At 60.7% G+C, this 24,958-nt stretch carries 23 protein-coding genes and 2 tRNA genes; 17 read left to right on the plus strand and 8 right to left on the minus strand.

The window, feature by feature from the left end:
* Window positions 1–14: 14 nt before the first annotated feature.
* Window positions 15–224: a hypothetical protein gene (locus CAF80_RS02935; protein WP_011332763.1), complete on the minus strand. Its 210-nt coding sequence runs from the start codon at window positions 222–224 to the stop codon at window positions 15–17.
* A 106-nt stretch (window positions 225–330) separates the two neighbouring features.
* Window positions 331–897 (minus strand): dCTP deaminase, encoded by a 567-nt coding sequence (dcd, locus tag CAF80_RS02940; protein ID WP_007954988.1) that lies wholly within the window; start codon window positions 895–897, stop codon window positions 331–333.
* 353 nt (window positions 898–1,250) lie between these two features.
* Here dcd and CAF80_RS02945 point away from each other — a divergent pair, with 353 nt between their 5' ends.
* Complete coding sequence (locus tag CAF80_RS02945) at window positions 1,251–1,460, plus strand: cold-shock protein (RefSeq protein ID WP_002554837.1); 210 nt, start codon at window positions 1,251–1,253, stop codon at window positions 1,458–1,460.
* Between the two features lie 117 nt (window positions 1,461–1,577).
* On the opposite strand, the gene CAF80_RS02950 is transcribed toward CAF80_RS02945, so the two are convergent.
* Complete coding sequence (locus CAF80_RS02950; RefSeq protein WP_074691375.1) at window positions 1,578–2,585, minus strand: DUF481 domain-containing protein; 1,008 nt, start codon at window positions 2,583–2,585, stop codon at window positions 1,578–1,580.
* Between the two features lie 177 nt (window positions 2,586–2,762).
* Between CAF80_RS02950 and CAF80_RS02955 the strand changes: the two genes are divergently transcribed.
* The 4 genes from CAF80_RS02955 (at window position 2,763) to CAF80_RS02970 (ending at window position 7,509) form a co-directional block, all read left to right on the plus strand.
* Window positions 2,763–3,104, plus strand: a complete 342-nt coding sequence (locus CAF80_RS02955; RefSeq protein WP_011332761.1) for an MGMT family protein — start codon at window positions 2,763–2,765, stop codon at window positions 3,102–3,104.
* A 43-nt stretch (window positions 3,105–3,147) separates the two neighbouring features.
* Window positions 3,148–4,707, plus strand: coding sequence for an AmpG family muropeptide MFS transporter (locus CAF80_RS02960; protein WP_011332760.1), 1,560 nt, complete (start codon window positions 3,148–3,150; stop codon window positions 4,705–4,707).
* A gap of 115 nt (window positions 4,708–4,822) precedes the next feature.
* A complete protein-coding gene (locus CAF80_RS02965) occupies window positions 4,823–6,538 on the plus strand; it encodes a proline--tRNA ligase (RefSeq protein ID WP_064593895.1) in 1,716 nt (571 codons plus the stop codon).
* A 17-nt stretch (window positions 6,539–6,555) separates the two neighbouring features.
* Window positions 6,556–7,509, plus strand: coding sequence for a hypothetical protein (locus CAF80_RS02970; RefSeq protein ID WP_074691374.1), 954 nt, complete (start codon window positions 6,556–6,558; stop codon window positions 7,507–7,509).
* Window positions 7,510–7,557: 48 nt separating this feature from the next.
* Here CAF80_RS02970 and dinB read toward each other — a convergent pair whose 3' ends face one another.
* Window positions 7,558–8,619, minus strand: coding sequence for a DNA polymerase IV (gene dinB / locus CAF80_RS02975; RefSeq protein WP_039771321.1), 1,062 nt, complete (start codon window positions 8,617–8,619; stop codon window positions 7,558–7,560).
* A gap of 280 nt (window positions 8,620–8,899) precedes the next feature.
* Between dinB and CAF80_RS02980 the strand changes: the two genes are divergently transcribed.
* From CAF80_RS02980 to CAF80_RS03000, 5 genes are all read left to right on the plus strand, one after another.
* Window positions 8,900–8,976: transfer RNA gene (locus CAF80_RS02980), tRNA-Met, on the plus strand.
* 204 nt (window positions 8,977–9,180) lie between these two features.
* A tRNA-Met gene (locus CAF80_RS02985) sits at window positions 9,181–9,257 on the plus strand.
* Window positions 9,258–9,536: 279 nt separating this feature from the next.
* Window positions 9,537–12,176, plus strand: a complete 2,640-nt coding sequence (gene mprF, locus CAF80_RS02990; RefSeq protein ID WP_074691373.1) for a bifunctional lysylphosphatidylglycerol flippase/synthetase MprF — start codon at window positions 9,537–9,539, stop codon at window positions 12,174–12,176.
* Window positions 12,176–13,471: a virulence factor family protein gene (locus CAF80_RS02995; protein WP_074691372.1), complete on the plus strand. Its 1,296-nt coding sequence runs from the start codon at window positions 12,176–12,178 to the stop codon at window positions 13,469–13,471. Before mprF ends, CAF80_RS02995 begins: the two co-directional genes overlap by 1 nt.
* A 560-nt stretch (window positions 13,472–14,031) precedes the next feature.
* The gene (locus CAF80_RS03000) at window positions 14,032–14,358 is read left to right on the plus strand and encodes a DUF3077 domain-containing protein (protein ID WP_039771318.1); all 327 of its coding nucleotides are present in this window, start codon (window positions 14,032–14,034) and stop codon (window positions 14,356–14,358) included.
* Between the two features lie 65 nt (window positions 14,359–14,423).
* Here CAF80_RS03000 and CAF80_RS03005 read toward each other — a convergent pair whose 3' ends face one another.
* On the minus strand, window positions 14,424–16,265 hold the full coding sequence (locus CAF80_RS03005; protein ID WP_371916404.1) for a potassium transporter Kup: 1,842 nt from the start codon (window positions 16,263–16,265) through the stop codon (window positions 14,424–14,426).
* Window positions 16,266–16,612: 347 nt separating this feature from the next.
* Here CAF80_RS03005 and rimO point away from each other — a divergent pair, with 347 nt between their 5' ends.
* The 6 genes from rimO to tsaA all read left to right on the plus strand — a co-directional run bounded on the left by rimO (window position 16,613) and on the right by tsaA (window position 21,685).
* The gene (rimO, locus tag CAF80_RS03015) at window positions 16,613–17,950 is read left to right on the plus strand and encodes a 30S ribosomal protein S12 methylthiotransferase RimO (RefSeq protein WP_039771314.1); all 1,338 of its coding nucleotides are present in this window, start codon (window positions 16,613–16,615) and stop codon (window positions 17,948–17,950) included.
* Between the two features lie 111 nt (window positions 17,951–18,061).
* Window positions 18,062–18,535, plus strand: coding sequence for a GNAT family N-acetyltransferase (locus tag CAF80_RS03020; protein ID WP_085647830.1), 474 nt, complete (start codon window positions 18,062–18,064; stop codon window positions 18,533–18,535).
* Window positions 18,536–18,726: 191 nt separating this feature from the next.
* Window positions 18,727–19,437 (plus strand): rRNA pseudouridine synthase, encoded by a 711-nt coding sequence (locus tag CAF80_RS03025; protein ID WP_085666835.1) that lies wholly within the window; start codon window positions 18,727–18,729, stop codon window positions 19,435–19,437.
* 74 nt (window positions 19,438–19,511) lie between these two features.
* Window positions 19,512–19,979 (plus strand): DUF1456 family protein, encoded by a 468-nt coding sequence (locus CAF80_RS03030; RefSeq protein ID WP_039771308.1) that lies wholly within the window; start codon window positions 19,512–19,514, stop codon window positions 19,977–19,979.
* Window positions 19,980–20,103: 124 nt separating this feature from the next.
* Window positions 20,104–20,874, plus strand: coding sequence for an SDR family oxidoreductase (locus CAF80_RS03035; RefSeq protein ID WP_085666836.1), 771 nt, complete (start codon window positions 20,104–20,106; stop codon window positions 20,872–20,874).
* A 112-nt stretch (window positions 20,875–20,986) separates the two neighbouring features.
* A complete protein-coding gene (gene tsaA, locus CAF80_RS03040; protein WP_166742332.1) occupies window positions 20,987–21,685 on the plus strand; it encodes a tRNA (N6-threonylcarbamoyladenosine(37)-N6)-methyltransferase TrmO in 699 nt (232 codons plus the stop codon).
* A gap of 125 nt (window positions 21,686–21,810) precedes the next feature.
* Here the strand turns inward: tsaA and fpr are convergent, their stop codons facing one another.
* Window positions 21,811–22,590: a ferredoxin-NADP reductase gene (gene fpr, locus CAF80_RS03045; protein WP_003222277.1), complete on the minus strand. Its 780-nt coding sequence runs from the start codon at window positions 22,588–22,590 to the stop codon at window positions 21,811–21,813.
* 144 nt (window positions 22,591–22,734) lie between these two features.
* Here fpr and CAF80_RS03050 point away from each other — a divergent pair, with 144 nt between their 5' ends.
* Entirely contained in the window at window positions 22,735–23,661 is a 927-nt protein-coding gene (locus CAF80_RS03050; protein WP_007954941.1) for a LysR family transcriptional regulator, read from the plus strand.
* On the opposite strand, the gene CAF80_RS03055 is transcribed toward CAF80_RS03050, so the two are convergent.
* Complete coding sequence (locus CAF80_RS03055; protein WP_039771303.1) at window positions 23,658–24,020, minus strand: diacylglycerol kinase; 363 nt, start codon at window positions 24,018–24,020, stop codon at window positions 23,658–23,660. The genes CAF80_RS03050 and CAF80_RS03055 overlap by 4 nt on opposite strands.
* A 75-nt stretch (window positions 24,021–24,095) precedes the next feature.
* Entirely contained in the window at window positions 24,096–24,746 is a 651-nt protein-coding gene (gene erdR / locus CAF80_RS03060; protein WP_007954938.1) for a response regulator transcription factor ErdR, read from the minus strand.
* Window positions 24,747–24,958 lie beyond the last annotated feature (212 nt).

Genomic DNA, 24,958 nt, shown 5'->3' on the forward strand with positions numbered 1-24,958 from the left:
GGCCATACGTTCAATCAGGCGACGGGCGCGGGTGGCGGTTTGTCCGGCAACGTAGGTTCGCCGGGCTCGGTCGGTTCTTCGTTGGGGGTATCGGGATCGGGCTGGTGAGGGATTCCGCCGGCCGTGGTGATGGGGGGGTGTGCCAACAACGACCAGGCCATTACGCCAACCTGATTGGGCTCGAGCCTTGCCAGTTCGGCAGTGATTTGCGGATCGATCTTCATGGAGCACTCCTCGGCGAAGGCCCGTCCCGCTGTTCGCGAAACGGGCAGTACACCTCATAGAGTGTCTACCCGCCGAAGAATTCCCGGTAACTGCCGGATGGACGGATCAGGTACGCGGCAGGGTCACGCCACGCTGGCCCTGATACTTGCCGGCACGGTCCTTGTAGGAGACTTCACATTCCTCATCGGATTCCAGGAACAGCATCTGCGCCACACCTTCGTTGGCGTAGATCTTCGCCGGCAGGTTGGTGGTGTTGGAGAATTCCAGGGTCACCTGGCCTTCCCACTCCGGCTCGAGCGGGGTGACGTTGACGATGATGCCGCAGCGGGCGTAGGTGCTCTTGCCCAGGCAGATGGTCAGGACGTTGCGTGGAATACGGAAGTATTCAACGGTCGTGGCCAGGGCGAAGGAGTTTGGCGGGATGATGCAGACGTCGCTGTGGACGTCGACAAAGCTGCCGGCGTCGAAATTCTTCGGATCGACGATGGCCGAATTGATGTTGGTGAACACCTTGAAATGATTGGTGCAACGCACATCGTAGCCGTAGCTCGACACACCGTAGGAGATCACACGGCTGTCGTCGCTGCCACGTACCTGGCGCTCGACGAACGGCTCGATCATGCCGTGTTCCTGCGCCATGCGGCGAATCCACTTGTCCGATTTGATGCTCATGGCGGGTGTCCTGAATAGCGAGGTGGAAAAAATCTGTCCGGCATCTTACCGGGCGCGCCGCCGGGTTCAAAGTGCGGGGTGCAATTCTCGCCGAACGTGCGGGATTTACGCGGCTTCGCGACGAACCGTCACACCGTCGATCCCTAAAACAGAGAAACCTTCGCAAGAAGCATTGGCACGTTCCGGAAAAAGGGTTAAGGTGGCGCCACTGTGCTGCTTGTGTCACTGAGAATCTCTACACGATATGTTGAATTTCGATCCAACCATCTACAAGAATTTTTCCTGCTCTTTGCACTCAGTCTCGGCCAGGGTTCTTCCTGAGTCGCAGTTATCTTTGTTCAAGGAGTTACACCATGTCTAATCGCCAAACCGGTACCGTTAAGTGGTTCAACGATGAAAAAGGCTTCGGCTTCATCACTCCACAATCCGGTGACGACCTGTTCGTTCACTTCAAAGCTATCCAATCCGACGGCTTCAAAAGCCTGAAAGAAGGCCAACAGGTTTCTTTCATCGCTACCCGCGGTCAGAAAGGCATGCAAGCTGAAGAAGTACAAGTTATCTAACTTGTAGCTTCTTTAGAAAAAGGCCCCGCCCTCAAAAGCGGGGCTTTTTTGTGGGCGTCTGTTTTTCCGGGCGCAAAAAAGATCGCAGCCCGTGAAGGCTGCGATCTTTTGCGTTGCTTACCAGGCCACGCCGAAGCCGGCGGTGTAGCGGGTCTTGCTCAGATCCGCGTCCTCGGTGCCGCTGATGATGTCGCGTTCGGCCTTGAGGTTGAGGGACGCCCACTCGGTGACTTTGTAACGCAGGCCCATTTCCGCATCCAGCGCGTAGTCGGCCACGCCGGAGAGTGGCTTGCCGACTTCGCCATTGGTGAAGAACTCGACCTTCTTCCCGATCAGGTAGCGGTTGTAGTCCCACTTCATGGCGACCGAATAGAAGTTGTCCTTGCTGCCATCGCGGTACTCGTAATCGGTTCGGTTGAGCAGCGAACCGAGGGAGAACGCTCCCAGCTCGTCATCCCAGAACTGGTAACCCGGGCCGGTACCCACCACGCGCTGGCGCGCCAGCTCTTCGATGTGATCGCGCTTGTAGTTCAACCGCCCCTGCCAGAACCATTGATCAGTGAGGAAGCGGTCGAGCGAGTACTCGGCGCGCCAGTTATCGGTGGTGGTCACGTCGTCTTGCACTTCGCGGTTGTATTCGCCCTCGGCGATATGGCGCCAGCGGCCGTGACGAGCAGTGGTCTTGAAGCCGACATCGTAGTCGTCGGTATCTTTCTCGGCGCGCTGGTAGTCGAGCGCCAGATCGACGTTGCCCTTCCACACCAGATCCTCGACCACCGGTTTCGGCTTGAGAATCTGCTGAATGCTCGCCAGCTCCACGGTTTTCGGCGCCTCGCCGTTGGCCAGGGTGACCTTGCCCTCTTCGGCAGCACTCAGGGACTTGGCCTTCTCGCCGTTGTAGGCGTCCTGCTTGACCAGCAGTTCCTGATCGCTCTCCAGGGTCTTGACCTGCTTCCAGTCGATGGTAACGGCCCCGGCGTACTGGGTCTGGACCAGCAACTTGCCGCCGTCGAACAGCGTGATTTTACCGCTCAGCTTGTCACCGTTCTTCAACCAGACGGTGTCGGCAAGCAAAGGTGTGGACGCACTGAAGACAGCAAGGCACAGCAGGGTTCTGGACAACATAAGCGAATCGAAGACTCAAGGTTGCGAAAAAAGGGTCGGCATTATCCGTAGGAATAATTCCCTGACAAGGAGTGACCCGGCTAATTCTGTTGAGTTCATTTCTCAATTGCCCATCCACCGATTACGCTTAAGCACATAACGCGATCAAGTTCAGGAACCGCGCACGTGACAGACCCGATGCATGCCTGCGAAAACGATCCGCAAATCCGACGCACGGCACTCTATTCCACCCTCGCCCAAGTGCCTGAGGGCAAAGTCGTCAGCTATGGTCAGTTGGCCGAACTGGCGGGGTTGGGGCGCGCCGCCCGTTGGGTCGGTCGGACCCTGAGCCAATTGCCCGGCGACACCAAACTGCCCTGGCACCGCGTGCTCGGCGCCGGCGGTCGGATCAGCCTGCCGGCGGGCAGCCCGTCCGGGGACGAACAGCGGGCGCGATTGCGCATGGAAGGCATCACCGTCCTGAACAATCGTGTGGATATTCGGCGCCATGGCTGGCGTCCGGTAGAGCACAGCGGTTAGAGTGCGCGCTTTGTTTTCGCAATCTTGAGGCAGACTTCAGCCCATGCCCCGTAAAACCTGGCGCGCCGCGCTCGCCGCCTATGCCAGTCCTTCGACGCTCGTGCTGTTGTTGCTGGGTTTCGCCGCCGGCCTGCCGTACATGCTGGTGTTCTCGACACTTTCGGTCTGGCTGCGTGAAGCCGGTGTGGCCCGTGAGACGATCGGCTACGCCAGCCTGATTGGTCTGGCTTATGCCTTCAAATGGGTCTGGTCGCCCCTGCTCGACCAGTGGCGCCTGCCGCTGCTGGGCAAGCTGGGTCGTCGCCGTTCGTGGCTGGTGCTCTCACAGACGCTGGTAATCCTCGGCCTGATCGGTATGGGTTTTTGCGACCCGCAGAAACACCTGTCCTGGCTGATCGCCATCGCCGTGGTCGTGGCGTTCGCTTCCGCCACCCAGGATATCGCGGTCGACGCCTATCGCCTGGAAATCGCCGAAGACAGCCGTCAGGCCGCGCTGGCCGCCAGCTATATGTCCGGCTATCGGATCGCCGCCCTGCTCGCGACCGCGGGTGCGCTGTTCTTCGCCGAGGGCTTCGGCTCTACAGGCTTCAAGTACCAGCATTCGGCCTGGACCGGCACCTACGTGCTGTTCGGTGCCCTGATGGTGCCTGCCCTGCTCACCACCCTGCTGATGCGCGAGCCGCCGGTGCCGTTGCGCACCCAGTTGCAGGCGGGGCGTTACACCTTCATGCATCAGTTGATGTCGGTGTTCGTGCTGATCATTTTGCTGGTCTCCGTACCGGCCATGTTCACCCAGCTCTACAACACCGATTTCGCCAGCGTGCTGTTTGGCGACATGAGCCCGCTGGACCTGCTGCTGGAAGACCGGGCGTTCCTGCGCGCGATTCTCTACACCACGCTGACCTGCCTGTGCCTCTCGGCCATGGGGCGCCGTGGTCTGGCGCCGGTTCTGACACCGGTCAACGACTTCATCCTGCGCTACCGCTGGCAGGCGTTGCTGCTGCTCGGCCTGATCGCCACCTATCGGATGTCCGACACGGTGATGGGCGTGATGGCCAACGTGTTCTACATCGACCAGGGTTTCACCAAGGACCAGATCGCCAGCGTCAGCAAGATCTTCGGCCTGATCATGACCCTCGTCGGCGCCGGCATGGGCGGTCTGCTGATCGTGCGCTTCGGTATCCTGCCGATCCTGTTCATCGGCGGTGCCGCGTCGGCGGGCACCAACCTGCTGTTCCTGATGCTCGCCGACATGGGCCCGAACCTGCAGATGCTGGTGGTGACGATCTCCCTCGACAACTTCAGCTCCGGCCTGGCCACCTCAGCGTTCGTCGCCTACCTGTCGAGCCTGACCAACCTGAAGTTCTCCGCCACCCAGTACGCCCTGCTCAGCTCGATCATGCTCCTGCTGCCACGCCTGATCGGCGGCTACTCCGGGGTGATGGTGGAGAAGTTCGGTTATCACAACTTCTTCCTGATCACCGCGCTGCTCGGCGTTCCGACCCTGGTGCTGATCGCCCTGCACTGGTTCCAGGAAAGCCGCCGCGAAGGCCCGACGCCGACGCCGGAACCTGCACCGACCTCCGTCGTGGAAGAATCGTAAGACATCTCGCACCCGGCGAGAGGGTTTGCGCCGGGGCTGCACTTCTGTACGTCGGCGGATCTCGCCGTTACACTGCTCCGTCATTTCCAGTCATAGCAACCGACAACGGCCAACCATGCGCACCAGTCAATTTTTGCTCGCCACACAGAAAGAAACGCCTTCCGACGCGGTCGTGATCAGCCATCAGCTGATGCTGCGCGCCGGCATGATCCGCAAACTCGCCTCGGGCCTGTACACCTGGCTGCCGATGGGCTTGCGAGTGATGCGCAAGGTGGAAGCCATCGTTCGTGAAGAAATGGACGCCGCCGGCTCTCTGGAAGTGTTGATGCCGAGCACCCAACCGGCCGAGCTGTGGCAGGAATCGGGGCGCTGGGAAGAATACGGCCCTGAGCTGCTGCGCATCAAAGACCGCCACGGTCGTGATTTCTGCGCGGGGCCGACCCACGAAGAAGTGATCACCGATCTGATGCGCAACGAGTTGAGCAGCTACAAACAGCTGCCGATCAACCTGTACCAGATCCAGACCAAATTCCGTGACGAGATCCGTCCACGCTTCGGCCTGATGCGCGGTCGCGAATTCATCATGAAGGACTCCTACTCGTTCCATGCGGATCAGGCGTCGCTGCAGATCACCTATGACCGCATGCACGAAGCGTACTGCAACATCTTCACCCGCCTGGGCCTGAAATTCCGTCCGGTGGAAGCCGACAACGGTTCGATCGGTGGCGCCGGTTCCCACGAATTCCACGTGCTGGCCGAGTCCGGCGAAGACGATATCGTCTTCAGCAACGGTTCCGACTACGCGGCGAACATCGAGAAAGCCGAAGCCGTGCCGCGTGAGACCTCGCGCGCCGCGCCAAGCGAAGAGCTGCGTCTGGTCGATACGCCAGACACCAAGACCATCGCGGCCCTGGTGGAGAAATTCGGTCTGCCGATCGAAAAGACCATCAAGACCCTGATCGTGCACGCCGAAGAAGAAGGCAAGCTGATCGCCCTGATCATTCGCGGCGACCACGAGCTGAACGAAATCAAGGCTGCCAACCAGCCAGGCGTTGCCAGCCCGCTGGTCATGGCCTCCGATGCCGAACTGCGTGACGCCATTGGCGCCGGCGCCGGTTCCCTCGGCCCGCTGAACCTGCCGCTGCCGATCATCATCGACCGTTCGGTGGAGCTGATGAGCGACTTCGCCATCGGTGCCAACATCGACGACAAGCACTACTTCGGCGTGAACTGGGAGCGTGATCTGCCGGTTCCGACCGTGGCCGACCTGCGCAACGTCGTGGCCGGCGACCCGAGCCCGGACGGCAAGGGCACCCTGGAAATCAAGCGCGGCATCGAAGTCGGGCACATCTTCCAGCTGGGCAACAAGTACAGCAAGGCGATGAAGTGCGAAGTGCTGGGAGAGAACGGCAAGCCGGTGACCCTGGAAATGGGTTGCTACGGTATCGGCGTGTCCCGCGTGGTGGCTGCCGCCATCGAGCAGAACAACGACGAAAACGGCATCATCTGGAGCGACGCCCTGGCACCGTTCCAGATCGCTTTGGTGCCACTGCGCTATGAAACCGAGCTGGTACGCGAAGCCACCGACAAGCTGTACGCGGAACTGACCGCGGCCGGCTTCGAAGTGCTGCTGGACGACCGCGACAAGAAAACCAGCCCGGGCATCAAGTTCGCGGACATGGAGCTGATCGGCATTCCGCACCGGATCGTGGTCAGCGACCGCGGCCTCGCCGAAGGCAACCTGGAATACAAGAGCCGTACCGAAGGCCAGGCGCAAGCGCTGCCGGTTGCCGACGTGCTGTCCTTCCTTCAGGCCCGTATCCGCCGCTGAAACCAGATAGAGACGTCATGTTCAAGCGAAACACCTTAGGCCTCGGTGGTGCCGCCCTGTGCGGCACCCTGCTGGTCAGCGGCTGTGCCAATCACATGTCACAACGCAGCGAGCACGAGGAACGTGTCGAGCGCAAACTGCTCGATCACAGCCTGCAGATCGATGTCGGCGAGCCCAAGGTGCTTGAGCTGCCGCAACGGCGCGTGAAGATCAACGAACAGAAGACTTTCGAAGTCACCGAGTTCGAGGTTACCCGCCATTACGACCGTTACACGCCTTACCAGCCATGGCGGGAGATCTACGAGATCCCGCTGGGCGCGGTCGCGGTGGTCGGCGGCGTCGGCGCGAACGTGGTCAACGTGTTTGCCCTCGGCAATCTGCCCGACAGCGTGACACGGGACTGGCTCAGCTACGGTTTCGCCGGGCTCAACCCGTTCATGAACGTGCAATCCAACGGTCGCGCGCAACAGAACCTGGCCGGTATCGACGAAGTCCAGCGCGACAAGCGCACGGAATATTCGAGCCTGCCGTGGAGCGAGCGCCCGGTTCAGGTCAAGGCCGGCAAGCAGACCTTCGACATGACCACCGATCGCAACGGCGTGCTGCGTCTGAACCTGCTGGACAGCCCGTTCGCCGAAAACGACCTCAATCATGTAGACAAACTGCAGATCAGCGTCGAAGACGGCAAGGATGACGTGCATTCCGACTCGTCTTTGGCGATCAGCAGTCACCTGCGCGGCAAGCTGCTGGAAGCTCACGGGCTGATCTACGACGATCTGGAAGACGACGAAGTGAGCCAATGGGTGCACCGGGTCAAGCGTCTGTCGGAACTGGGTCTGGAAGAAGAAGCCAGTGAACTGGAACAAAGCCTGATCGAACTGACCCGCAACGATCCCGAGTTGCAAGCTGAATTCCTCAAGTCCCTGACCCGGGATGCGGGGCGTCTGGTGGCGGATCCGGGGCCGAACTGAATCCCCTGAAAAATTGCCCGAACCTGCTTCGGGCATTTTTTTGTCCGTCTATCGCTCGAACAACTCCATTTGTTCGAACCCGCCGCGTAAATCCTCCAGCCGCACGCCCACTCCCAATAGCCGCACCGGTTTGCCACCGCGGTTGAACGCCTGCGTCAGCATCAACTGGTAACTGCCCAGATCCCGCCCTGCCCCGGCCTGCTCAAGTGTGGTCTGGGTGAAATCGTGAAACTTCACTTTGACGAACGGCTTGCCCGGCCGGTAGCTGCTGTCGATCCGCGCCATGCGGGTTTTCAGGGTTTCCAACAGTTCCGGAAGTTTGTCGAGGCAACTGCGCAGATCCGGCAGATCGACATCGTAGGTGTTTTCGACACTGATCGACTGACGGCGGCTGTCGTTGTGCACCAGCCGCTCATCGATCCCACGGGCCAGACTCCACAAACGCTCGCCGAAACTGCCGAATTCCCGCACCAGCGCCAGCTTGTCCCACTCGCGCAATTGCAGGCAGTCACTGATACCGAGCTTGCCCAGCTTGTCGGCCGTGACCTTGCCCACCCCGTGCAACTTGCTCACCGGCAGGCCACTGACGAAGTCTTCGACCTGATCCGGGGTGATCACGAACAAGCCGTTGGGCTTTTTCCAGTCGCTGGCGATCTTGGCCAAAAACTTGTTCGGCGCCACGCCGGCGGAGACGGTGATGTGCAATTGATTGGAAACCCGGCGGCGAATGTCCTGGGCGATCCGCGTGGCGCTGCCGCCGAAGTGCGCGCTGTCCGAGACGTCGAGATAGGCTTCGTCCAGGGAAAGCGGCTCGATCAGGTCGGTGTAATCGCTGAAGATCGTGTGAATTTCCTTCGATGCCTCGCGATAGGCGTCCATCCGCGGCTTGACGATGGTCAGGTCCGGGCACAGTTTCAGGGCGTGCCCGGACGACATCGCCGAGCGAACGCCGTAAGCCCGCGCCTCATAGTTGCAGGTGGCGATCACTCCGCGCCGGTCCGCCGAACCACCGACCGCCAACGGCTTGCCGGCGAGGCTCGGGTCATCCCGCATCTCGATGGCGGCGTAGAAACAGTCACAGTCGACGTGGATGATTTTTCGCTGAGTCATGACAGAAAAGGAAACATGGCGAGCCGGACCGGCAGTATCTCACTGACACCTGTATATAGCACCAGTGGTATGAATGTTCCTTTCAGTTTGTAGGAAACGGACTTTGAATTTATTTTCTCAATCGAAAACCAACCTCCAATAGAGCTGAAACCCTTGCCCTGCCTGACCTGCAGCCCCCGAAAAGACCGTCCGTCAGCGCTAACCGATTGAAGCTGAAGAGGTTTTATCCAAATTGAAGGTTGACACCCCGGCGTTCCTCTGTAGAATGCCGCCACACAGACGCGGGATGGAGCAGTCTGGTAGCTCGTCGGGCTCATAACCCGAAGGTCGTCGGTTCAAATCCGGCTCCCGCAACCAAACATCAAAAAAGGCCAATCGAAAGATTGGCCTTTTTTGTGCGCGTCGGTTTTTCGGATCCAGTCGCGCAAAGCGGAAATCGTTCCGATTCCGAAACTTAGCGCTTCCCCTGCGACCGTTTGCCGCGATTGCACACTTATTTGACCCATCACGGGATTATCGGTTGACACCTCGCCGTTCGCCTGTAGAATGCCGCCACACAGACGCGGGATGGAGCAGTCTGGTAGCTCGTCGGGCTCATAACCCGAAGGTCGTCGGTTCAAATCCGGCTCCCGCAACCAAACATCAAAAAAGGCTACTCGAAAGAGTGGCCTTTTTTGTATCTGTGGAAAAAGTCCTTTCGCAACAATGATCTGTCACTGTGCAGTGAACCGTTCAGGATCTTCAGACCCGCCGAGATGCGACTATGCTTGAGTCGCGGACAAGGCATCTGCAATCCAGGAGCTGCCCTCGCCGATACCCGGTGAGAGGCGTAGTATTTTGTGATTATTTTTTTCTACAGGGATTGGTTACTTGGCTGGATACCTCCATCCTGTCGCGCACAATCCAAGAGGTGATTGATGCGCGCCAACTCGTCTGATTCACAAGACACCGTCACAGCGACCCCACCGATCAAGCCTGAGCGTCTGCGCCTGCTGGATCGGATCAGCAAATACCGGCAGCCGATCGGTCTGGCGGTCACTTTGCTGCTGTTCGCCATCGCGCTGATTGCCTGTCGCCATCTGCTCAGCGAACTCGATCTCGACGCCCTGCACGACTCGATTCTCGACGTGCCGAAACCGGCCCTGCTCGGCGCCCTCGGTGCGACGGTCGTCGGCTTCATTATTCTGCTCGGCTATGAATGGTCGGCCAGTCGTTATGCCCGCGTGACGCTGGCACCGAAAGTTCTGGCCCTTGGCGGCTTCACCGCGTTTGCCATCGGCAACGCCATCGGCCTGTCGATGCTGTCCGGTGGTTCGGTGCGTTACCGTTTATATGCACGGCATGGCCTGGGCGCTTCCGAAGTCGCGCACATGACCCTGTTCGCCAGCCTGTCGCTGGGCTGCGCCCTGCCGCCGCTGGCTGCTCTTGCGACCCTGAGCAACCTGCCTGCTGCATCGCAGGCACTGGGGTTGTCCGAGACCTTGTTGGGGACGATTGCCGGCGTGGTGCTGCTGCTCGGCGCGATCCTGGCCATCGGCATCTATCGCCGTCGCCTGCCGGAACAACCTTATCCGGACAACCTGCTGGTCCGGGCCGGTCGTCGCACCCTGCGCCTGCCGGGTCGTCGCCTGACGTTCCTGCAACTGGTCATCACCGCCCTCGACGTCGCCGCCGCTGCGACCGTCCTTTATCTGCTGCTGCCGGAAGCGCCGCCCTTCGGTGCGTTCCTGCTGGTTTATCTGCTGGCGCTGGCGGCGGGCGTACTCAGTCACGTTCCGGGTGGCGTGGGGGTCTTCGAAGCGATTCTGCTCGCGGCGTTCGCCGACAAGCTCGGCGCCGCTCCACTGGCTGCCGCTCTGCTGCTATATCGCCTGATCTATGTGGTGCTGCCGTTGCTGGTGGCGTGCGTGCTGTTGCTGCTCAACGAAGGCCAGCGCCTGTTTCAGTCGCAGACCATGCGTGCGGCTTCCGGTCTGGCGGCACCGATTCTCGCGGTGCTGGTGTTCCTGTCCGGCGTGGTGCTGCTGTTTTCCGGCGCGACGCCAGAGATCGACACCCGTCTGGAACACATCGGCTTTCTGATTCCTCACCGCCTGGTCGACGCCTCGCACTTTGGCGCCAGCCTGATCGGCGTGCTGTGCCTGATGCTCGCCCAGGGCTTGCGTCGCCGGTTGTCGGCGGCGTGGATGCTGACCACCATTCTGTTGCTGGTGGGCGCCCTGCTCTCGCTGCTCAAGGGTTTCGACTGGGAAGAAGCGACCCTGATGACCCTCACCGCCGCGCTGCTGGGGGTGTTCCGTCGCTCGTTCTACCGCCCGAGCCGTCTGACCGAACTGCCGTTCTCGCCGCTGTATCTGGTGGCCAGCCTGTGCGTACTCGGTGCTTCGACCTGGCTGCTGCTGTTCGCTTATCAGGACGTTCCGTACAGCCATCAACTGTGGTGGCAGTTCACCCTCGACGCCGACGCCCCGCGCGGCCTGCGCTCGCTGCTCGGCGCCGCCGTATTGCTACTGGTGATCGCCCTGACCTGGCTGCTGCGCACCGCTCGCCCGGTGATCCATCTGCCGACACCCGATGAGCTGGAACGCGCCTCGAAGATTCTGATGGCCTCCTCGCAACCGGACGGCGGCCTGGCCCTGACCGGTGACAAGGCGCTGCTGTTTCATCCCAACGACGAAGCCTTCCTGATGTACGCCCGCCGCGGTCGCAGTCTGGTGGCCCTGTACGACCCGATCGGCCCCGGCCAGCAACGGGCCGAGATGATCTGGCAATTCCGCGACCTGTGCGACATCCACCACGCCCGCCCGGTGTTCTATCAGGTGCGCGCCGAGAACCTGCCGTACTACATGGACATCGGCCTGACCGCGATCAAGCTGGGCGAGGAAGCCCGGGTCGATCTGCATCGCTTTGACCTGGAAGCCAAGGGCAAGGAGATGAAGGACCTGCGCTACACCTGGAACCGTGGCACTCGCGATGGCCTGTCACTGGAAATCCATGAGCCGGGCCAGGCGCCAATGGATGAGCTCAAGGTGATTTCCGATGCCTGGCTGACCGGCAAGAACGTGCGCGAGAAAGGCTTCTCCCTTGGCCGTTTCAGCGACGATTACCTGAAGCATTTCCGCATCGCGGTGATTCGCTTCGAAGGGCGTCCGGTAGCGTTCGCCAACCTGCTCGAGACCTACAGCCACGACCTGGCCAGTCTCGACCTGATGCGCGCGCACCCGGACGCCCCCAAGCTGACCATGGAATTCATGATGGTCGGTCTGATTCAACACTATAAGAGTCACGGATACGCGCGCTTCAGCCTGGGCATGGTGCCGCTGTCGGGGTTGCAACCCCGGCGCGGGGCACCGCTGACCCAGCGTCTGGGCTCGATGGTTTTCCGCCGTGGTGAGCAGCTGTACAACTTCCAAGGCTTGCGCCGCTTCAAAGACAAGTTCCAGCCTGACTGGGAACCCCGTTATATGGCCGTGCCCGCCGGACTGGATCCGCTGGTGGCGCTGGCCGACACTGCTGCCCTGATCGCGGGCGGCTTGACTGGATTGGTGAAACGCTGATGATTCAACGCTCCCTGAAGTACATCCTGGTCGCACTGCTGGTGCTGGCCGCGATTGCCGGTGGCGGTTTCTGGTACCTCAAACGCCCGGCACCGGAACCGACCCTCGAACAGCTCACCCCGGCCGACGGTGCTGCCATGACCCGGGTCATCCCTGGCACCAAGCCCAAGGCTCAGGTGCTGGTGGCGGTCAACGACGACCAGAAGCTCAGTGACAAGCAACTGACCACCCTGAGCCGCAGCGCCTCGGCGCAGATCGTCCAGGTGATCCTGCCCAAGGACTGCCTGCTGCAAAGCCGTGCCCTGCAAGCCGGCTTGCGTGAACTGAACGGCCCGGCGACCCTGGTCAGCGGCATCGGCCCCGGCGCCGTCTTGGCGTGGCGCTGGCTGTCCGAACAGAAAGACGACAAGGCCCAGGCCGTCTCCGTCGACCTGGCCCTGGAAAAACCCGGCTGCACCCACCTGCTGCCGAAAGCCGCCGCCCACGGCCACTGGCTGGTGGCGTGGAACGACAACCCGGACGACACCAGCGCCGGTTTCGTGCGCGACCAACCGAACGCCGAAACCAGCATCAGCGACTACGACATCAACCTGCCGCAAGTGCTGAACAACGAACTGCGCAAGATCCTCGTCGGCGGCGACAAGGCCAACGGTGGTCTGCAGATCCCGGTGGTGGAAGTCCCGGCCGGCCAGGCCAAGGACACCGTGACCCTGTTCCTGTCCGGTGACGGCGGCTGGCGCGATCTGGACCGCGACGTGGCCGGAGAAATGGCCAAGATCGGCTACCCGGTCGTCGGCATCGACACCCTGCGCTACTACTGGCAGCACAAGAGCCCGGAACAGAGCGCGCTGGACCTGACCGAACTGATGCAGCACTACCGCCAGAAATGGGGCACCAAGCGCTTCATCCTGACCGGCTACTCGTTCGGCGCCGACGTCCTCCCGGCCATCTACAACCGCCTGCCGGAAACCGAGCAGCAACGCGTCGACGCAATCATCCTGCTGGCCTTCGCCCGCACCGGCAGCTTCGAAATCGAAGTCGAAGGCTGGCTCGGCAACGCCGGCAAAGAAGCCGCCACCGGCCCGGAAATGGCCAAGCTGCCACCGGCCAAGGTCGTGTGCATCTACGGTGAAGAAGAAACCGATGAAAGCGGCTGCACCGACAAAACCGCGGTGGGCGAAGCAGTGAAACTGCCTGGCGGCCATCACTTCGACGAGAACTACCCGGCGCTGGCCAAGCGTCTTGTGGACTTGATCGAGAAGCGCCAGAACACGGCGCAGGTGGCGGAAGAGTGATCTGAAGCGCACCACCAAAAAGCCCCCGCAGCCTTATGGTTGCGGGGGCTTTTTCATTCAATGCTTGACTCTTCATGAAACTGAAAACGCCAGGTGTCCACATTCCATAAAACGTGGACACCTGCTTCATTGGCCTTTTCGAGTCGTCAACTCCACATTCATCTGCCGCACCAAAGCCGCGCAAAACCGCCATCAACGTTTAGTTTCGTTTACGTCTGGTGTCGCAATATCAGATGACGTCCGCATACCTTGTAGGCAAACTCCTAATCTCGTGTTTGGGCACTTTGCCGCCCTATTGCACTGTTTTTCGACGGGATACTCTCCAGAGGTCGCTGACTATTTCAGTGATCGGGTGTGGTAACCCGGCAAGGCAAAGTGCAACAGCATTCCAAACACGGCTCAGGTGTTTTTATGCCTGCAATTCGAGTCATGGCGGCTGTGCGTGGGAGACCTTCGGGTCTGCCGGTTTCTTTGCTCCCCCGGTTTACCACCCTGCGTACAGCTGCCACCCATTCGTGTGGTAACGAATGCGGCAGCTCCTCGTTTTATGGAGCGAAACAATGAGCAAACAAAGTCCTTCATCACCTTCAGACCTGACGACCATCGGTTTCACCTCTTTCCTCTACAGCTCGGATCAGGCGTTACTCAACGTTCGCTCCGGCGTCCCCATCGTCGAAGCACTGTCCCAGGCTTCAGACCTGTTGTTCCTCGCCAAATCCTTCGCCGAGGAAGCCGCCTACGACAAGGAAAGCGACCGCCACGCCTGGGCCGCGCATTACCTGACGATAATCGGCAAGGCCTTGGTCGACGACGTGATGAAGGCCCTGATGCCGCGACCTGCGCGAACGAAGACCGAATCTGAGGCAGAACTGCCAGAAAGCATGTAACGGCACAAAAACGAAAAAGCCCCCGCCAGCCACAAGGCTGACGGGGGCTTTTTGATGACGCCGGTTTACATCTCCACCTGCGTCCCCAACTCAATCACCCTATTCAGCGGCAGATTGAAGAACCGCAGGTTCCCATTGGCATTCTTCAACATGAACGCAAACAACGCTTCACGCCAACGGGCCATGCCTTCGAGTTTCGAGGCGATGACCGTTTCGCGGCTGAGGAAGTAGGTGGTGCGCATCGGGCTGAAATCGAGGTCGTCCAGATGGCACAGTTTCAGCGCCTGCGGCACGTCCGGTTCGTCGGTGAAGCCGAAGTGCAGGATCACCCGGAAGAAGCCTTCGCCGTGGGCTTCGACTTCGAAACGTCGGGATGGTGGGACGCGCGGGATGTCTTCGTAGACCACCGTCAGCAGCACCACTTGCTCATGCAGCACCTGGTTGTGCAGCAGGTTGTGCAACAGCGCGTGCGGCACGGCGTCGGAGCGGGCGGTGAGGAACACGGCTGTGCCCTGCACACGGTGCGGTGGCTGCACGCGGATGCTGCTGATGAAGATCGGCAGCGGCAGCGCGCCTTCGTCGAGGCGCTCGACCAGCAGTTGCTTGCCGCGCTTCCAGGTGGTCATCAGCACGAACAGCGCGATACCGGCGATCACCGGGAAGGCACCGCCCTGGACGATTTTCGGCACGTTGGCGGCGAAGTACAGACCGTCCACCAGCAGGAAGCCGATCAGCACCGGCACCGCCAGAATCGGTGGCCATTTCCACAGCAGCAACATGACTGCCGAGACCAGAATCGTGGTCATCAGCATCGTGCCAGTCACTGCCACGCCGTAGGCCGAGGCCAGGGCGCCGGAGGATTCGAAGCCGATCACCAGCAACACCACGCCGACCATCAGCGACCAGTTCACGGCGCCGATATAGATCTGGCCCTGCTCGTCGCTGGAAGTGTGCTGGATGTACATGCGCGGGATGTAACCGAGCTGGATCGCCTGACGGGTCAGAGAGAACGCGCCGGAAATCACCGCCTGGGAGGCGATCACCGTGGCCAGGGTCGACAGGCCGACCAGCGGAATCAATGCCCAGCTCGGCGCCAGCAGGTAGAACGGGTTGCGCGCCGCTTCCGGGTTCTCCAGCAGCAAGGCGCCCTGACCGAAGTAGTTGAGCACCAGCGCCGGCAGCACCAGCAGGAACCACGCACGGGCAATCGGCTTGCGACCGAAGTGGCCCATGTCGGCGTACAGCGCTTCGGCACCGGTCAGCGCCAGCACCACGGCGCCGAGGATGGCCACGCCCATGCCGGTATGAACCATGAAAAAGCGCACGGCCCAGACCGGGTTCATCGCGTGCAGCACTTCCGGGTAGTGGCTGATACCGTAGACGCCGAGGGCGCCGAGGACCAGGAACCAGGTGACCATGATCGGCCCGAACAGAATGCCGATCCGCGCCGTTCCGTGCTTCTGGATCAGAAACAACCCGACCAGCACCACCAGTGACAGCGGCACCACCCAGTGATCGATGCCGTCAAAGGCCAGGCCCAGACCTTCAATGGCCGAGAGCACGGAAATCGCCGGGGTGATCATGCTGTCGCCATAGAACAGCGCCGCGCCGATCAGCCCGCAGACCACCAGCAACGTGCGCAACCGCTTGCGCCCCGCTGCTGCCCGCCGCGCCAGCGCGGTGAGCGCCATGATCCCGCCCTCGCCCTGGTTGTCGGCGCGCAGGACGAACATCATGTACTTGATTGAAACGACCCAGATCAGCGACCAGAAAATCAGCGACAGAATGCCGAGCACTCCGTCGTGATTGACGGGCACACCGTAAGCGCCGGAAAACACTTCTTTGAGGGTGTACAACGGGCTCGTGCCGATGTCGCCGTAAACTACCCCGACCGCCGCGACCAGCATGCTCAGCGGCTTGGTGGCCGAACCTTCGGCGCCTGCCGCGTGACTACTTGCCTGACCCATCCAACACTCCTGATTCCCAGACCGGCTTCTTATATGAAGCACTATGCTTTGTGTGCAGCATGCGCGTTTTTACGCCCTGTAACAGACGTTTTCTTGACTGTAAAAATTCAGTAAAGCGCAACGGCGCGAAGCATAGCGCAGCACTCGTCGTATTTCCCTGCATAAAGCTGGTCAAGTGCGCTGCTCGTCGCTAGAATTGCGCACTTTTTGATCAGAGGCGCAGTTCAAGCGCCCGTCCGTCGGTTCCTGAACAAGGTAATCGATGTCACAAAACACCGAGGTTAGACATGTCCACCACTCCTGCGCCGGCCAATCCAAAGGTTGGCTTCGTATCTCTGGGTTGCCCGAAAGCATTGGTCGACTCCGAGCGCATCCTGACCCAGCTGCGTATGGAAGGCTATGACGTGGTGTCCACCTATCAGGACGCCGACGTGGTCGTGGTCAACACTTGCGGCTTCATCGACTCGGCCAAGGCCGAATCGCTGGAAGTCATCGGTGAAGCGATCAAGGAAAACGGCAAGGTCATCGTGACCGGCTGCATGGGCGTGGAAGAAGGCAATATCCGTGACGTGCACCCGAGCGTGCTGGCCGTCACCGGTCCGCAGCAGTACGAGCAAGTGGTCAACGCCGTGCACGAAGTCGTGCCGCCGAAGCAGGATCACAACCCGCTGATCGACCTGGTGCCGCCGCAAGGCATCAAGCTGACCCCGCGTCACTACGCGTACCTGAAGATTTCCGAAGGCTGCAACCACAGCTGCAGCTTCTGCATCATCCCGTCGATGCGCGGCAAACTGGTCAGCCGTCCGGTGGGCGACGTGCTCGACGAAGCCCAGCGTCTGGTCAAATCCGGCGTGAAGGAACTGCTGGTGATTTCCCAGGACACCAGCGCCTACGGCGTTGACGTCAAATACCGCACCGGTTTCTGGAACGGCGCGCCGGTGAAAACCCGCATGACCGAACTGTGCGAAGCGCTGAGCACCCTCGGCGTCTGGGTACGTCTGCACTACGTTTACCCGTACCCGCACGTTGACGAGCTGATCCCGCTGATGGCCGCCGGCAAGATCCTGCCGTACCTGGACATCCCGTTCCAGCACGCCAGCCCGAAAGTCCTGAAATCGATGAAACGCCCGGCGTTCGAAGACAAGACTCTGGCGCGGATCAAGAACTGGCGCGAAATCTGCCCGGACCTGATCATCCGTTCGACCTTCATCGTCGGCTTCCCCGGCGAAACCGAAGAAGACTTCCAGTACCTGCTGGACTGGCTGACCGAAGCCCAGCTCGACCGCGTCGGCTGCTTCCAGTACTCGCCGGTCGAAGGCGCTCCAGCCAACGATCTGGATCTGGAAATGGTTCCGGACGACGTCAAGCAGGATCGCTGGGAACGATTCATGGCGCACCAGCAGGCCATCAGCTCGGCGCGCCTGCAAATGCGCATCGGCCGTGAAATCGAAGTGCTGGTGGATGAAGTCGACGAGCAAGGTGCGGTCGGCCGCTGCTTCTTCGATGCCCCGGAAATCGACGGCAACGTGTTCATCGACAACGGCAGCAACCTCAAGCCGGGCGATAAGGTCTGGTGCAAGGTGACCGACGCCGACGAATACGACCTCTGGGCCGAACAGATCTAAGCGCGAAAAATACAGAAAGCCCCGCTCTCTTTTACGAGATGCGGGGCTTTTTTACGGCTATCGTTTGGGGTGGGAAGGACTCCCTCATCCATGACAAAGAGGCTATCGGGCATGCGTCAGCATTCGGTCATCCACACGCCGAAACTCAGCGATTATCAGGAACTGACCCGGGTCTGGGAGGCCTCGGTCCGCGCGACCCATGATTTCCTGCCGGAATCCTACATCGAGCTGCTGAAGAATCTGGTGCTGACCCGCTACCTCGATGCGGTGATGCTGATCTGCACCCGGGACAGCCATCAGCGCATCACCGGGTTTGCCGGCGTCGCGGCGGGCAAGATTGAAATGCTGTTCATCGACCCGGCCCATCGCGGCCAGGGCCTTGGCAAGAAACTGCTGAAGTACGCCATGGAGCACCTGAACGCCGACGAACTGGACGTCAACGAACAGAACCCGCAGGCCCTGGGGTTTTACTTCAAGCAAGGGTTCGAGGTGATCGGCCGCTCGGAAGTCGATGGCATGGGCCAGCCGTATCCACTGCTGCATATGCGTCTGCGGCAGAATCAGCAGCGCTCGCAACACGGCTGACAAGACAGAAATCAACTGTGGGAGCGAGCCTGCTCGCGATGGCGATCTGACAGTCGACATTGATATCGAGACTAAAGGCCTCATCGCGAGCAGGCTCGCTCTCACAAAAAGCCAAGCGGTAAAAATCGTTCCGGGCTTAACCGGCCCCAGGCAGGTACAATGCCCACCCCTTTTTTGTTACGGCCCCTGTCATGACTGACCCGATTCGCCTCTCCAAACGCCTCATCGAGCTGGTCGGTTGCTCCCGCCGGGAGGCCGAGCTGTTCATTGAGGGCGGCTGGGTCACCGTGGACGGCGAAGTCATCGACGAGCCGCAGTTCAAGGTCGGCGACCAGAAGGTCGAGCTCGACAAGGACGCCAAGGCCACCGCGCCGGAGCCGGTGACCCTCCTGCTCAACGTGCCGGCGGGCATGGATGTCGACAGCGCCATGCAGTTGCTGAACGCCGAAACCCTCAGCGAAGAACACCGCTACGGCAAGCGTCCGCTGCGCGGACATTTCCTGCGGCTGACCGCCAGCGCCGACCTGCAACCCAAGGCCAGCGGCCTGCTGGTGTTCACCCAGGACTGGAAGGTGCTGCGCAAGCTCACCGCCGACGCGGCCAAGATCGAGCAGGAATACGTCGTCGAAGTCGAAGGCGACATGGTTGCCCACGGCCTCAACCGACTGCAGCACGGCCTCACCCACAAGGGCAAGGAGCTGCCGCCGGTCAAGGCCAGCTGGCAGAACGAAAACCGTCTGCGCTTCGCCATGAAGAACCCGCAGCCGGGGATCATCGCCCAGTTCTGCGAAGCGGTCGGCCTGAAGGTCATCGGCATCCGCCGCATCCGCATCGGCGGCGTGTCCATCGGCAAGGTGCCGGTCGGCCAGTGGCGCTACCTGTCCGGCAAAGAGAAATTCTAAGGCTCGCAAGCCACCCTACATTTCCGGCATCGCGCCCGCGTGATGCCCACAGCGAAAAGATCAGGATTGCACACATGGTTCACAACGACGTTCTGCGCAGCGTGCGCTACATGCTCGACATCAGCGACAAGAAAGTGGTCGAGATCATCAAACTTGGCGGCCTGGACGTCACGCTGGCTGATGTCGTGACGTACCTCGACAAAAAAGAAGAAGACGAAGAAGGCTTCGTGCGCTGCCCGGACGAAGTCATCGCGCACTTCCTCGACGGTCTGGTGATCTTCAAGCGCGGCAAGGACGAAAGCCGTCCGCCGCTGCCGATCGAAGTGCCGGTGACCAATAACATCATCCTGAAAAAGCTGCGCGTGGCCTTCGAACTGAAGGAAGACGACATGCACGCAATCCTCAAGGCCGCCGAATTCCCGGTATCCAAGCCTGAACTGAGCGCTTTGTTCCGCAAGGTAGGCCACACCAACTACCGCCCGTGTGGCGATCAGTTGCTGCGCAATTTCCTCAAGGGGCTCACGCTCCGCGTGAGAGCGTAGAAAGCAGCTACAAGTTTCGAGCTGCAAGCTGCAAGCATTTGACTTTGCTTGCAGCTTGAAACTTGTAGCTCGAAGCTGGCCGCATGGCCTAGGGTGTACTGAACCCTAGCCCTCAGGATTCGCCATGCACCCGTATTTCTCCCTGCAAGGCCGCACCGCCCTGGTGACCGGCGGCACCCGCGGTATCGGCAAAATGATCGCCAAGGCCTTTGTCGAGGCCGGCGCCCGCGTGTACGTCTGTTCCCGTGACGCTGAAGCCTGTCATCAAACCGCTGAAGAACTCAGTGCTCTGGGCACTTGTTTGGGTATGGCGGCGAATCTGGCGACCGAAGAAGGCGTGAAAGAGCTGGCCGAGCGACTGGGCGAACAGATCACGCATCTGGACATCCTAGTGAACAACGCCGGCACGACATGGGGCGCGCCGCTGGAGAGCTACCCGGTCAAGGGCTGGGAGAAGGTCATGCAGCTCAACGTGACCTCGGTGTTCAGTTGCATCCAGCAGTTTCTGCCGTTGTTGCGTAAATCCGGGTCGGCGGCCAATCCGGCGCGGATCATCAACATCGGCTCGGTGGCGGGGATTTCTTCCTTTGGTGAACAGGCCTACGCCTACGGGCCGAGCAAGGCTGCCCTGCATCAGCTGTCGCGGATTCTCGCTAGGGAACTGGTGAGCCAGCACATCAACGTCAACGTCATCGCACCGGGGCGTTTCCCGAGCAAGATGACCCAGCACATCGGCAACGACCAGCAGGCACTTGCCGAAGACACCGCGCTGATTCCGATGAAACGTTGGGGCCGCGAGGAAGAAATGGCAGCACTGGCGATCAGCCTGGCGAGTACTGCCGGGGCCTACATGACCGGGAATATCATTCCGCTGGATGGCGGGTTCAGCCTCTGACATCGGCGGTGAAGCTATCGCTGCGATGCGGCGATAGCGCCAGATCTGTCAGCACCAGACTTGAAGCCTGCCGGGTTATCATGCCCGCCCTGCTCCGCTTCGAATGCACACCATGACTTACAGCGTCTCCCCCATCGGCTTCGTCCGCTCCTGCTTCAAGGAGAAGTTCGCCATCCCGCGCCAGCCGCAACTGGCCCCCGCCGCCCGTGGCGTGCTGGAACTGGTGGCACCGTTCGATCAGGGCGACGCTGTGCAGGGGCTCGAGCAGGTCAGTCATGTCTGGCTGCTGTTCCTGTTCCATCAGGCGCTGGAAGACAAGCCGCGACTCAAAGTCCGCCCTCCGCGTCTCGGTGGCAACAAGTCCATGGGCGTGTTCGCCACCCGCGCCACGCACCGGCCGAATGGCATCGGCCAGTCGGTGGTGAAGCTGGACAAGGTCGAGGCCAATCGCCTGTTTATCTCCGGCATCGACCTGCTGGACGGCACGCCGATTCTCGACATCAAACCCTACGTGCCCTACGCCGACATCATTGCTGACGCCTCCAACAGAATCGCCAGTGCCGCGCCGCAACTGATCGACGTGCAGTGGACGGACGCGGCGCTACAACAGGCGCATACGCACGCTCAGCGCCTGGCCGAGCCCCTGGTCGAGTTGATCGAGCAATGCCTGGCTCAGGATCCGCGCCCGGCGTACCAGACGCCCGCGCCCGAACGCGAATACGGCGCGCAGCTCTGGGATCTGGATGTGCGCTGGCACTATCCGACGCCGGAGCAGATCCGCGTCCTGGAAGTCATCCCCGCCGCTGACTGAATCGCGAAAACGAAAAAGCCCGCGCTGCCTTCTCAGGCAATGCGGGCTGATCGTTCCCACGTCGAGGCGTCGAACCGTCTGCGTGGGAATGCATCCAGTGACGCTCTGCGTCACCTATAAACAGCTTACTTCTCGACGAATGCGCGCTCGATCAGGTAGTCACCCGGCTCGCGCATACGCGCCGAGATCTTCAGGCCGAAGCTGTCGAGCACTTCGCTGGTCTCGTCGAGCATGCTCGGGCTGCCGCAGATCATCGCGCGGTCGTCCTGCGGGTTGATCGGTGGCAGGCCGATGTCGCTGAACAGCTTGCCGCTGCGCATCAGATCGGTCAGACGGCCCTGATTCTCGAACGGCTCGCGAGTCACGGTCGGGTAATAGATCAGCTTGTCACGCAGCGCCTCGCCGAAGAACTCGTTCTGCGGCAGGTGCTCGGTGATGAATTCGCGGTAGGCGACTTCGTTGACGTAACGAACACCGTGAACCAGGATCACTTTCTCGAAGCGCTCGTAGGTTTCCGGGTCCTGGATCACGCTCATGAACGGCGCCAGACCGGTGCCGGTGCTCAGCAGGTACAGGTGCTTGCCCGGGTTCAGGTCGTCCAGCACCAGGGTGCCGGTCGGTTTTTTCGAGATGATGATCTCGTCGCCTTCCTTCAGGTGCTGCAGCTGGGAGGTCAGCGGACCGTCCGGCACCTTGATGCTGAAGAACTCGAGATGCTCTTCCCAGTTCGGGCTGGCGATCGAGTAAGCGCGCATAAGCGGGCGGCCGTTTGGCTGTTGCAGGCCGATCATCACGAACTGACCGTTCTCGAAGCGCAGGCCCGGATCGCGGGTGCACTTGAAGCTGAACAGAGTGTCGTTCCAGTGATGAACACTGAGGACACGCTCGTGGTTCATGTTGCTCATGTACGTGGGACTCCTGGAGATTGATCTGCGCCTGCCCGGCTCGTATTGAAGAATGCCGACGGTGCGCAATTGCATCGCATTCTAATAGCGCCGACAATATCTGTTAACTGGATTATTAAGATAAGGGTTATCGGTTATATCGATATGCGATTTACTCTTCGTCAACTGCAAGTCTTCGTCGCCGTCGCCCAGCAGGAAAGCGTGTCCCGTGCTGCGGGTCTGCTCAACCTGTCGCAATCGGCCGCCAGCACATCCATAACCGAACTGGAGCGCCAGTCCAGCTGCCAGCTGTTCGACCGCGCCGGTAAACGCCTGAGCCTCAACGCCCTCGGCAAACAGTTGTTGCCGCAAGCGGTGGCCATGCTCGATCAGGCCAAGGAAATCGAAGACCTGCTCAACGGCAAATCCGGTTTCGGCTCGCTGTCGGTGGGCGCGACCCTGACCATCGGCAATTACCTGGCGACGCTGCTGATCGGCGGTTTCATGCAGCGCCACCCCGAAAGCCAGGTGAAACTGCACGTACAGAACACTGCCAATATCGTGCAACAAGTGGCTCATTACGAAATTGATCTGGGTCTAATCGAGGGCGATTGCAGCCACCCGGACATCGAAGTGCAGAGCTGGGTCGAGGATGAACTGGTGGTGTTCTGCGCCCCGCAGCATCCGTTGGCCAAACGCGGCAGCGCGACCATGGAAGAGTTGACGCACGAAGCGTGGATTTTGCGGGAACAGGGGTCGGGGACGCGCCTGACCTTCGATCAGGCGATGCGGCATCACCGCAGCGCGCTGAACATCCGGCTTGAGCTGGAACATACCGAAGCGATCAAACGCGCGGTGGAATCAGGTCTGGGGATTGGCTGCATTTCGCGTCTGGCGCTGCGTGACGCCTTCCGGCGCGGCAGCCTGGTGCCGGTGGAGACGCCGGATCTGGATCTGGCGCGGCAGTTCTATTTCATCTGGCACAAACAGAAGTATCAGACTTCCGCCATGCGCGAATTCCTCGATCTATGCCGCGCCTTCACCGCCGGGGTGCAGCGCAGCGACGAGATCGTTCTGCCGAGCATCGCTTAAAGCAGAATCACCGCCCACACCAGAGCGATCATGCTCAGTGCCACGAATTGCGCGGCACTGCCCATGTCCTTGGCGTTCTTGGACAGCGGGTGCAACTCCAGCGAGATGCGGTCGATAGCCGCCTCCACCGCCGAATTCAACAGCTCGACGATCAGCGCCAGCAGGCACACGGCGATCAGTAGCGCCTGCTCGACCCGGCTGACATCAAGGAAAAACGTCAGCGGAATCAGCACCACGTTGAGCAGCACCAGTTGCCGGAAAGCCGCTTCGCCGGTGAAGGCGGCGCGCAAGCCGTCCAGCGAGTAACCGGAAGCGTTGAGGATGCGTTTCAGGCCCGTCTGGCCCTTGAAAGGTGACATAAAGTAGATAACCGACCGAAAGGAAGTGGGGAAGCTAGAGCAACGAAAGTCAAAAAAGCGTGAAGACGCCAGTGCTTACTGGCTCGGAATTGACTCAAGTTGTTGCAGCAGTAAAGCTGCCTGGGTCCGGGTCCGCACGTTCAACTTGCGGAAAATCGCCGTGACGTGGGCCTTGATGGTCGCTTCCGACACACTCAGCTCGTAGGCGATCTGCTTGTTCAGCAAGCCTTCGCAGACCATGGTCAACACCCGGAACTGCTGCGGTGTCAGGCTTGCAAGGCCATCGCTGGCGGCCTTGGCTTCATCCGAAACGCTGACCGCCTCGAACGCCTGGGGCGGCCAGAACACGTCGCCGTCCAGCACTTTGCGCACCGCTTCCTGAATCACGCTCAGATCGCTGGACTTGGGAATGAAGCCACTGGCGCCGAATTCCCGGGACTTGACCATCACCGAGGCTTCTTCCTGGGCCGAAACCATCACCACCGGAATCTGCGGGTACTGACCGCGCAGCATCACCAGCCCGGAAAACCCGAAAGCACCCGGCATGTTCAGGTCCAGCAGCACCAGATCCCAGTCAGCCTTTTCGGTCAGGCGGGTTTCCAGCTCCGCGATGCTCGCCACCTCTACCATGCGTACATCCGGGCCAAGGCCCATCGTCACCGCTTGATGCAGTGCGCTACGAAAAAGAGGGTGATCATCGGCAATCAGGATGTCGTATGTGGCCATTTTTCAAATGATCCTGTTTTTGATGGCAGGCCCGCGCATTCGGGTCGTGCCAAAGCAAATCCAGATACCGCCCGGCAGCGGCATCCACAGGGGCACGTTCAACGCCAATCACGAACAAAAGCGGCGTTTCAAACCTTGGCCGCACCCCAATCGGCGCCAAGCATGACCAGCGAAGCCGGGGTGGTCAAGCCGCACGGCCACTGCTTTAGCAG

It is taken from the genome of Pseudomonas sp. B34(2017) (genome assembly GCF_002112915.1).
GTDB lineage: Bacteria > Pseudomonadota > Gammaproteobacteria > Pseudomonadales > Pseudomonadaceae > Aquipseudomonas > Aquipseudomonas pharyngis.

What these genes read in the sequence shown, in the direction of transcription:
- CAF80_RS02935 (WP_011332763.1), bottom strand. Translation starts at nt 224, where the DNA reads ATGAAGATCGATCCGCAAATCACTGCCGAACTGGCAAGGCTCGAGCCC.
- dcd (WP_007954988.1), bottom strand. Translation starts at nt 897, where the DNA reads ATGAGCATCAAATCGGACAAGTGGATTCGCCGCATGGCGCAGGAACAC.
- CAF80_RS02945 (WP_002554837.1), top strand. Translation starts at nt 1,251, where the DNA reads ATGTCTAATCGCCAAACCGGTACCGTTAAGTGGTTCAACGATGAAAAA.
- CAF80_RS02950 (WP_074691375.1), bottom strand. Translation starts at nt 2,585, where the DNA reads ATGTTGTCCAGAACCCTGCTGTGCCTTGCTGTCTTCAGTGCGTCCACA.
- CAF80_RS02955 (WP_011332761.1), top strand. Translation starts at nt 2,763, where the DNA reads ATGCATGCCTGCGAAAACGATCCGCAAATCCGACGCACGGCACTCTAT.
- CAF80_RS02960 (WP_011332760.1), top strand. Translation starts at nt 3,148, where the DNA reads ATGCCCCGTAAAACCTGGCGCGCCGCGCTCGCCGCCTATGCCAGTCCT.
- CAF80_RS02965 (WP_064593895.1), top strand. Translation starts at nt 4,823, where the DNA reads ATGCGCACCAGTCAATTTTTGCTCGCCACACAGAAAGAAACGCCTTCC.
- CAF80_RS02970 (WP_074691374.1), top strand. Translation starts at nt 6,556, where the DNA reads ATGTTCAAGCGAAACACCTTAGGCCTCGGTGGTGCCGCCCTGTGCGGC.
- dinB (WP_039771321.1), bottom strand. Translation starts at nt 8,619, where the DNA reads ATGACTCAGCGAAAAATCATCCACGTCGACTGTGACTGTTTCTACGCC.
- mprF (WP_074691373.1), top strand. Translation starts at nt 9,537, where the DNA reads ATGCGCGCCAACTCGTCTGATTCACAAGACACCGTCACAGCGACCCCA.
- CAF80_RS02995 (WP_074691372.1), top strand. Translation starts at nt 12,176, where the DNA reads ATGATTCAACGCTCCCTGAAGTACATCCTGGTCGCACTGCTGGTGCTG.
- CAF80_RS03000 (WP_039771318.1), top strand. Translation starts at nt 14,032, where the DNA reads ATGAGCAAACAAAGTCCTTCATCACCTTCAGACCTGACGACCATCGGT.
- CAF80_RS03005 (WP_371916404.1), bottom strand. Translation starts at nt 16,265, where the DNA reads ATGCTGGTCGCGGCGGTCGGGGTAGTTTACGGCGACATCGGCACGAGC.
- rimO (WP_039771314.1), top strand. Translation starts at nt 16,613, where the DNA reads ATGTCCACCACTCCTGCGCCGGCCAATCCAAAGGTTGGCTTCGTATCT.
- CAF80_RS03020 (WP_085647830.1), top strand. Translation starts at nt 18,062, where the DNA reads ATGCGTCAGCATTCGGTCATCCACACGCCGAAACTCAGCGATTATCAG.
- CAF80_RS03025 (WP_085666835.1), top strand. Translation starts at nt 18,727, where the DNA reads ATGACTGACCCGATTCGCCTCTCCAAACGCCTCATCGAGCTGGTCGGT.
- CAF80_RS03030 (WP_039771308.1), top strand. Translation starts at nt 19,512, where the DNA reads ATGGTTCACAACGACGTTCTGCGCAGCGTGCGCTACATGCTCGACATC.
- CAF80_RS03035 (WP_085666836.1), top strand. Translation starts at nt 20,104, where the DNA reads ATGCACCCGTATTTCTCCCTGCAAGGCCGCACCGCCCTGGTGACCGGC.
- tsaA (WP_166742332.1), top strand. Translation starts at nt 20,987, where the DNA reads ATGACTTACAGCGTCTCCCCCATCGGCTTCGTCCGCTCCTGCTTCAAG.
- fpr (WP_003222277.1), bottom strand. Translation starts at nt 22,590, where the DNA reads ATGAGCAACATGAACCACGAGCGTGTCCTCAGTGTTCATCACTGGAAC.
- CAF80_RS03050 (WP_007954941.1), top strand. Translation starts at nt 22,735, where the DNA reads ATGCGATTTACTCTTCGTCAACTGCAAGTCTTCGTCGCCGTCGCCCAG.
- CAF80_RS03055 (WP_039771303.1), bottom strand. Translation starts at nt 24,020, where the DNA reads ATGTCACCTTTCAAGGGCCAGACGGGCCTGAAACGCATCCTCAACGCT.
- erdR (WP_007954938.1), bottom strand. Translation starts at nt 24,746, where the DNA reads ATGGCCACATACGACATCCTGATTGCCGATGATCACCCTCTTTTTCGT.